Source organism: uncultured Bradyrhizobium sp., assembly GCF_936943645.1.
Taxonomy (GTDB): domain Bacteria; phylum Pseudomonadota; class Alphaproteobacteria; order Rhizobiales; family Xanthobacteraceae; genus Bradyrhizobium.
This window is the reverse complement of record NZ_CAKZJO010000045.1, coordinates 68956-76586: the sequence shown is the minus strand read 5'-3', so window position 1 is coordinate 76586 and position 7631 is coordinate 68956. Positions and strand designations below refer to the sequence as shown.

Here is a 7631-nt window from a genome sequence, read left to right as displayed (position 1 = left end):
TAAGCTCCGGAAGAGACTCGGGATTTCCACATGCGATAGCCCTGCCCTCCAGGGGAGGGTAAAACGAAACACCTAAATCAGAAACACCTCACCTCGGCTTCCGCCTGCGCGCGCCTGAGATCGTTCACCGCGGTGTTCGCCTGCTCGGAGGTGCGGAACTGGACGCCGAGATTGCCGCGGACCTGGGACATGCTGAGCGCGGTCTCCGCGGTAACATAGCGCTCATAGGGGACGATCGAGGCAACCACGTCGATCGAGCAGGAGCATTGCTCGATCGATTGCCGGCTTTCGCCATTGGCCTTCATGCAGCCATAGACGTACTCAGCGCGCGCGGCCGTCGGATAATCATTGGCCTCCTCGGCCCGCGCCACGCACGCGGTCGCCGCCAGCACCGTCAATGCGGCGACAATCGGTCGTAGCTGTTCGGCCAGTTTCATGCGCATCCTCCCGCGGGTTGCGGCCAAAGCTATGCTATGCGTATTGTCCTGAAAAGCATTCTGTCAGAGGAAACGGCTCACAAGGTGATGAGAGCACGTGGAGTGATAAGAGCACTTGGTCGAACATTGGCGATCGCGACGACGCTGGCGCTGACATTGGCCGCACCAGGCCGCGCCGCGGATACGATCCGCCTGGCGGTGCAGAAAACCGGAACATTCTCCTGGGAGCTGGCCGCGATCCGCGCGAGCGGTCTCGACAAGGAGGCGGGCCTCTCGCTCGAGGTCGCCGAGCTCGCCAGCACCGAGGCCGGCAAGATCGCGATGCGCGCAGGCAGCGCCGACATCATCCTGTCGGACTGGCTCTGGGTGTCGCGCGAGCGGGCGCTTGGCGCCAAGCTCACCTTCTATCCGTATTCCAGTGCGCTCGGCGCCGTCATGGTGCCGGCCTCGTCGCCGATCAAGACGCTGGCCGACCTCAAGGGCCGCAAGCTCGCCGTCGCCGGCGGGGCGATCGACAAGAGCTGGCTGCTGCTCCAGGCCCGCATGAAGCAGGACGGCATCGACCTGAAGTCGGATGCGACCATCGTCTATGGCGCTCCGCCCCTGATCGCCGCCAAGGCGCTCGACGGCGAGATGGAGGCGAGCCTGAATTTCTGGAATTTCTGCGCCCAGCTCGAAGCCAAGGGTTTTCGGCGCCTCGCCGGAATCGAGGAGATCCTGCCGAAGCTTGGCGCCAAGGGTGCCGTCTCCGCGGTCGGTTACGTCTTCGACGAGAGCTGGGCGGCAAGCCACAAGGACGCCGTGGCGCGCTTCATCGCGATGACCCGCAAGGCCAAGCAATTGCTCATTAGCTCCGATGCGGCCTGGGACAAGATCGCACCGCTGACCGGCACGAGCGACGCCACCCTGCTCAAGACCTATCGCGAGCGCTATCGCGACGGTATTCCGCGCCGAAGCATCACTGAAGAGGAACAGGACGCGCGCGTGCTGTACCGCGTGCTGGCCGAGATCGGTGGCCGCGACCTCGTCGGCCCCGCGACCGAGCTCGACCCCGGCACGTTCTATCACGCAGTCCCCGGAGATTGAGGTGCTGCGCCTTCTGTCGTTCGCCCTGTTCCTCGTGATCTGGTGGATTGCCGCGCTGTTCGTCGGCGGCGCGAAGCTGCCCTCGCCGCCGGCCGTGCTGCAGGTGATGATCGCGGAGGCATCGAGTGGAGCTCTGTTCCTGCATCTGGGTGCGACGCTTGCGCGCGTTGCGCTCGCTTTCACGCTGGCGATGTCGCTCGGCAGTGCCATCGGCTATCTGATGGGACGGGTCAAGCTCGCCGACCGGCTCGGCGATCCCTGGCTGATCCTGCTGCTCAACCTGCCGGCGCTGGTCGTGATCGTGCTGGCTTATATCTGGGCCGGTCTCACCGAGGCCGCGGCGATCGCGGCGATCGCCATCAACAAGCTGCCGACGGCGGTCGTCACCTTGCGCGAGGGCACCCGCGCGCTCGACCGCTCGCTCGACGAGATGGCGAGCGTGTTCGCGATGCCGCGCTGGCGCGCCTTTCGCCACGTCGTGCTGCCGCAGCTTGCGCCCTATATCGCCGCCGCCGCGCGCTCCGGGTTGTCGCTGGTGTGGAAGATCGTGCTGGTCGCCGAGCTGCTGGGTCGCCCGAACGGCGTCGGCTTCGAGATCGGGGTCGCCTTCCAGCTGTTCGACACGCCGCGGCTGCTCGCCTATTCGCTCACCTTCGCCGCGGTCGTGCTCGTGATCGAAACCTTGCTGGTGCAGCCGTTCGAAGCCCGCGCAACACGGTGGCGTCCCCGTGCGGCTTGAGGTCGAGATCACAGGCAAGACGTTCAGAAGTGCCGCGGGCGGAACGCACGAGGTGCTCGCGCCACTCAAATTCGCGCTTTGCCCCGGCGAGGTCGGCGTGCTGATCGGCCCGTCCGGCTGCGGCAAGAGCACGATGCTGCGCATCATCCTCGGGCTCGACCATGAATTTCAGGGCCGCATCGCGCGGCCACCGCAGGCGCGGATCGGCATGGTGTTCCAGGAGCCTCGGCTGTTGCCGTGGCGCTCGGTCGAGCAGAACGTGCGGTTGGCGGCGCCCGATGTGACAGATGCCAAGCTGTCGGAGCTGTTCAGGATCCTGGAGCTTCAGGCCCATCGCGACCACTTCCCCGGCGAATTGTCACTCGGCCTTGCCCGGCGCGTCGCGCTCGCCCGTGCCTTCGCGGTCGATCCCGATCTCCTGGTGCTCGACGAGCCCCTCGCCTCGCTCGACGACGCGCTCGCCGGCCGCCTGCGCGACGAGATCGCGACGCTGGTGGCGAGCCGTCCGGTGATGACGCTGCTCGTCACCCACAGTCTCGACGATGCGATCAGGCTCGGCGACCGCCTGTTCTTTTTGTCGCCACGCCCCGCGCGCATCGTGCAGGACGTGCCGATCGCCATTCCGCGCGCGATGCGCAGCGAAGCCGATCTCGGCAGGATCCGGGCCGAGCTCGCGGCGTTGCAGCTTGAATCGAAATGAAAACTCGTGATCAACTGGACCGACCTGTCGATGGAGATTCACCAATGCGGCGTACGCTGATTGCGATCGGCCTCCTCTTGGTAGCGGTGCCGGGCGCCGCGCTGGCACAGACCAAAGGCAAGGGCGTCAGGCTCTGGAACCTGACGACGGAGACGATCTCCGGCTTCCAGCTCTCACCGGCCGGCAAGACAGACTGGGGCCCGAACCAGTGCTTGAACGACAAGGACAAGGAGGTCGACCACGACGAGCGGCTGCGCATCACCGGCGTCGAGCCGGGCCGCTACGACGCCAAGGTCGGCTATCCCAACGGACGCCAATGCGTCGTCCGCGACATCGAGATCAGGGCGGATGCCGTATTCTCGATCGCCGACAAGGACCTGAAGGACTGCACCAAATAGCGAGGCGCGTTACGCCTTGTCGTTCGGGTGCGGATATTCGCAGCGCCACCGCACCGCCTGCCATTTCGGATGCTCGCCGACCCATTGCGCGATATAGGGCGGCGCGGCCATCGCGCATTGCCGCGGCGACCCACCGTAGTTGAACATCAGATGCTGCTCCTCGCAGGTCGCAGGCGAGAGCACCGCACACACGGTCACCACCAGGTCAATCGGGTTCATGCCGGGATCCTCTCACGGGGACGATGGAGCTTAGCACAAGGAGCTACGTTCCATGGAGGGTGAAGTTTCAAACGGGCGTGAGGGATTGGGGCGGAACTGGCTCGCCCCCTGTTCTCAGGCATAGCGAACCCAAAAAGCCTCTCCATCGTCATGGCCGGACTTGTCCCGGCCATCCACGGCTTGCCATGCAGCACCGAGAACGTGGATGCCCGGGACAAGCCCGGGCATGACGACCTGTTAGAAATTCACCCCGAACACCATCCGGGCCTGATGCCGCTCGAAATTGACGAGGTCGAGATTGCCGCCCGATCCGGCCGGGCGGCCCCAGGCCTGCATGCTCCAGCTCAGGGTCAGCCGCGAGCGCTCGGACAGCTGGAAATAGGCGGTCGGACCGACGAACAGGGCCTGGCCCGCAAACTCCCCGAGCCCGATGCCCTCATATTGCCTGAAGTAGCGCAGCTCGCCACCGAGCAGCATGTTGGGCCGCACCCGCGCCAGGCCCGCGAACGCCGCACCGATCGTCGAGCTCTTCTCCGACACCCCCGCCACCTCGAAGCGCGCCCATTCCGGCTGATAGATCAGGTTGAGGGCGCCGATGGCGAAGTTCGGGATGAGCTCGCGGTCGAAGGCGATGGTGAAATCGGTGCCGTACATCCGCCCTTTGGCGCCGGTGGTCTCGTCGATGCGGTCGCCATGAAGCTCGGCGGCGATGGTGAGGCCGAACGGCGCACGCTCGCGGTCGAGCAGGCGGTAACGCAGGTCGAGCGAGGCGCCCTGGAAGTTGAACTGGCGACGGTCGTCGATGTCAGGAACGCCGGTGATGTCGTGCAGGCTGGCGGTGCCGCCGACCTCGATGCGGAAGTTCGGCAGCGGCACGATCTCGATCTCGACCTCCTTCTCCAGGGCGCGATAGGTTCCGCCGCCCTTGCCGAAGCGGCCCGTCGTCTGGCTCTGGAATTCGCGCTCGCCGGGATTGCCGACATCGGTGCCGATCATGAAGCCGAAGATGTGCTCGGTGTCGAAGCCCTCCTCCGCACCGGCGCATGCCGGCATCAGCGCGAATGCGCAGGCAGCCATCAACCTAAATCGCCAAGCTCCGCCGCGCATCCCGCACTCCAATCGCGCGCGCCGCATCAAGCGGCAGCAGCGCTGACAGAGCGTCAGCGTAACACACTGCGGTCGATCAAAGTCGAGATTCTGATGGGGGAAGAGCGCGGCCTTCGCAGCGCATCGCATCAATGACAAAGCGCGAAGCCGCGCGGGAAAGTGCGAAGTCCGACACTGCCACGGCTTCGACGGTGTTCACCGCCGAAGCCGCGGCAGGTCGCTGGTCTTACTTGCGCGAAGCGCAGGCGTACATGTTGATTTCCATGCCGACCGACACTTCCACGATCTTCGGAGCTTTCCAAGCCATTCGGGTCTCCCAAGGTATTGAGCGCGACATCGCGCGGCGCAAAACCTAGGGCTGCGTCAGGTGCAGTTCAAGCCTCGATTCGGTCTGCCCGCACGTCTGTGTCGATTCTTCGCGTCCGCATTTCTCTCTCGGGCAAAGCCAGTTCTCTCTTGGTCAAACACGACCCGCGAGACGCCGGCTTTGTGCGACGCACCGCAGGTCGAATCGACACGAACGGCAGCGCTCCATCAGCTCACCGCAACAATCGCAGCAGCGCGCGTCCGGCACGCGCATTGAGCTCCTTCGCATCCAGCGTTCCATCCCTGTCGGGATTGGCTGCATTGAAGCGCTGCTCGACCACCGACAGATATTCGTCGAGCGTCAGGGTGCCGTCGCGATCAGGATCCGCCGCGGCGAGCTCTTTGGCCGTCAGCCGTCCGCGCAATTCGCGCGCATCGAGCGTGCCGTCGTGATCCGGGTCGAGCTTTGCGAACAAGGCGGCCGCGGCCTTCTTCACTTCGGCCAGATCGAGCGTGCCGTCATTGTCGGTATCGAACATTTTGACCGCATTGCCGGAGGCGGACCATGCCGGAGCGGACATCAATGCAATGGTGAGCGCAAGCGCGACTGAACGACGTGAAATCATCAAGACCTCCTCGACAAAGAGCCCCCGTTCGGGCTGGACAGAAACGAGATAAATCCACAAGAGGTCCCCGGTTCAAGCCCAGAATTGCAACTTGCACGCGCGACAACCTCGGGAACTCGAACACCAGGCACCGGCGCCTCGGTCCGGGGCATACGTCGTGGCGCGGAATTTTCGCAGCGTCTCCGCACAAGTGCCGCTCCACCACAGTCAGGTTTCCGTCAGGTGACCCGCACCTGCGCTCAGCGATATCGTCGCGACACTTGCGACTTTCGTATTGACGCGTTTTGGTTTCCGACGGAGTGTTGCTTCCGCAGCGTCAAAAGGCGCGCATATTGGGAGGAACGGATGAAACGCTTTGCGATGGCCGCGAGCCTCGTCATGCTTGCATCGAATTGTGCAAGCGCACAGACCACCGAGCAGTTGGTCAAGGGCGCGACCGATACATCGAACGTTCTCAACTACGGGATGGGCTACAATCTGCAGCGCTTCTCGACGCTGAACCAGATCAACAAGGACAGCGTCAAGAACCTTGTCCCGGTCTGGAATTACTCCTTCAACGACGATCGCAGCGAGGAATCGCAGCCGCTGGTGTACCAGGGCGTGATCTACGTGACCTCGCACAACGCAACCATGGCGGTCGATGCCAAGACCGGCAAGCAGATCTGGAAGACCAAGGTCGAATATCCCGCCGAGACGCCGCGCATCGTCTGCTGCGGCATCATCAACCGCGGCGCCGCGCTGTTCGACGGCAAGGTGTTCCGCACCACACTCGATGCCAACGTGATCGCGCTCGACGCCAAGAACGGCAAGGAGCTGTGGCGGCAGAAGGCAGCCGACATCAAGGAAGGCTATTCGATGACGATCGCGCCGCTGGTCGCGGACGGCGTCGTCATCACCGGCGTCTCCGGCGCCGAGTTCGGCACGCGCGGCTTCATCGACGGCTGGGACCCCGCAACGGGCAAGCATCTGTGGCGCACCCATTCGATCCCCTCGCCGGACGAGCCCGGCGGCGACACCTGGAAGGGTGACACCTGGAAGCTCGGCGGCGGCTCGACCTGGATCACCGGCTCCTACGATCCCGAACTGAACACGATCTATTGGGGCATCGGCAATCCCGGGCCGTTCAACGCGGCGGTGCGTCCCGGCGACAACCTCTACACCTGCTCCGTGCTGGCGATGGATCCCAAGACCGGCAAGATCAAGTGGCACTACCAGTTCTCGCCGAACAATCCGTTCGACTACGACAGCGTGGCCGAGATGGTCCTTGCCGACATGAATGTCGAGGGCAAGCCGACCAAGGTGCTGATGGACGCCAACCGCAACGGCTTCTTCTACGTGCTCGACCGCACCAACGGCAAGCTGCTCGCGGCCAATCCTTACGTGAAGGTCAATTGGGCGACCGGCGTCGACATGAAGACCGGCAAGCCGATCGAGACCGACGTCGCCAAGGACGCGCGCGAGGGCAAGAAGGTGACCGTCTATCCGTCGATCCTCGGCGGCAAGAACTGGGAGCCGATGTCGTTCAATCCGCAGACCGGCCTCGCCTACGCCAACACGCTCAACTTCGGCGGCAAGTACAAGGCCGAGCCCGTCACCTTCAAGCAGGGTGAATGGTATCTCGGCATGGATCTGACCGATCCCTGGGAGTTTGGCGACGGGCCGCGCGGTCATCTCAAGGCCATCGATCCCATGACCGGCAAGTCGAAATGGGAAGCGCCGAGTGACATTCCGCGCTTCTCGGGCGTGCTGTCGACCGCAGGCGGCGTCGTGTTCTCGGGCGCCCTGACCGGCGAGTTCGAGGCCTTCGACGCCGACACCGGCAAGAAGCTCTGGCAATTCCAGACCGGGTCCGGCATCGAGGGCCAGCCGGTGACCTGGCAGCAGGATGGCGTCCAATATGTCGCGGTGACATCAGGCTATGGCGGAGTCTACTCGCTGTTCTCCGGCGACGAGCGGCTTGCCAAGGTGCCGCCCGGCGGCTCGCTGTGGGTCTTTGCGGTGAAGCAGTAATCG

The 7631-nt window shown here is 64.3% G+C and carries 10 protein-coding genes; 5 read left to right on the top strand and 5 right to left on the bottom strand.

The annotated features are described in order from the left end of the window. Window positions 1-77: 77 nt before the first annotated feature. Complete coding sequence (locus Q0743_RS07170) at window positions 78-437, bottom strand: hypothetical protein (protein WP_298240867.1); 360 nt, start codon at window positions 435-437, stop codon at window positions 78-80. A gap of 87 nt (window positions 438-524) precedes the next feature. Between Q0743_RS07170 and Q0743_RS07165 the strand changes: the two genes are divergently transcribed. From Q0743_RS07165 to Q0743_RS07150, 4 genes are read left to right on the top strand one after another with little or no spacing between them, the layout of a single operon-like run. Continuing rightward, a complete protein-coding gene (locus Q0743_RS07165) occupies window positions 525-1523 on the top strand; it encodes an ABC transporter substrate-binding protein (protein ID WP_298240866.1) in 999 nt (332 codons plus the stop codon). 1 nt (window position 1524) lies between these two features. Then, window positions 1525-2262, top strand: a complete 738-nt coding sequence (locus tag Q0743_RS07160; RefSeq protein ID WP_298240865.1) for an ABC transporter permease — start codon at window positions 1525-1527, stop codon at window positions 2260-2262. Then, the gene (locus Q0743_RS07155; protein WP_298240864.1) at window positions 2252-2962 is read left to right on the top strand and encodes an ABC transporter ATP-binding protein; all 711 of its coding nucleotides are present in this window, start codon (window positions 2252-2254) and stop codon (window positions 2960-2962) included. The genes Q0743_RS07160 and Q0743_RS07155 overlap by 11 nt, the downstream gene beginning before the upstream one ends. A gap of 44 nt (window positions 2963-3006) precedes the next feature. Next, window positions 3007-3360, top strand: coding sequence for a hypothetical protein (locus Q0743_RS07150; RefSeq protein WP_298240863.1), 354 nt, complete (start codon window positions 3007-3009; stop codon window positions 3358-3360). 9 nt (window positions 3361-3369) lie between these two features. Here the strand turns inward: Q0743_RS07150 and Q0743_RS07145 are convergent, their stop codons facing one another. The 4 genes from Q0743_RS07145 to Q0743_RS07130 form a co-directional block, all read right to left on the bottom strand. Further along, the gene (locus Q0743_RS07145) at window positions 3370-3579 is read right to left on the bottom strand and encodes a hypothetical protein (RefSeq protein WP_194403575.1); all 210 of its coding nucleotides are present in this window, start codon (window positions 3577-3579) and stop codon (window positions 3370-3372) included. Between the two features lie 237 nt (window positions 3580-3816). Then, entirely contained in the window at window positions 3817-4656 is an 840-nt protein-coding gene (locus Q0743_RS07140) for a hypothetical protein (protein ID WP_298240862.1), read from the bottom strand. Between the two features lie 256 nt (window positions 4657-4912). Next, the gene (gene pqqA / locus Q0743_RS07135; RefSeq protein ID WP_035663753.1) at window positions 4913-4993 is read right to left on the bottom strand and encodes a pyrroloquinoline quinone precursor peptide PqqA; all 81 of its coding nucleotides are present in this window, start codon (window positions 4991-4993) and stop codon (window positions 4913-4915) included. A 232-nt stretch (window positions 4994-5225) separates the two neighbouring features. After that, on the bottom strand, window positions 5226-5618 hold the full coding sequence (locus Q0743_RS07130) for an EF-hand domain-containing protein (RefSeq protein ID WP_298240861.1): 393 nt from the start codon (window positions 5616-5618) through the stop codon (window positions 5226-5228). A 345-nt stretch (window positions 5619-5963) separates the two neighbouring features. On the opposite strand from Q0743_RS07130, the gene Q0743_RS07125 reads away from it, so the two are divergent. Next, the gene (locus Q0743_RS07125; protein ID WP_298240860.1) at window positions 5964-7628 is read left to right on the top strand and encodes a methanol/ethanol family PQQ-dependent dehydrogenase; all 1665 of its coding nucleotides are present in this window, start codon (window positions 5964-5966) and stop codon (window positions 7626-7628) included. The last annotated feature ends 3 nt before the right edge of the window (window positions 7629-7631 follow it).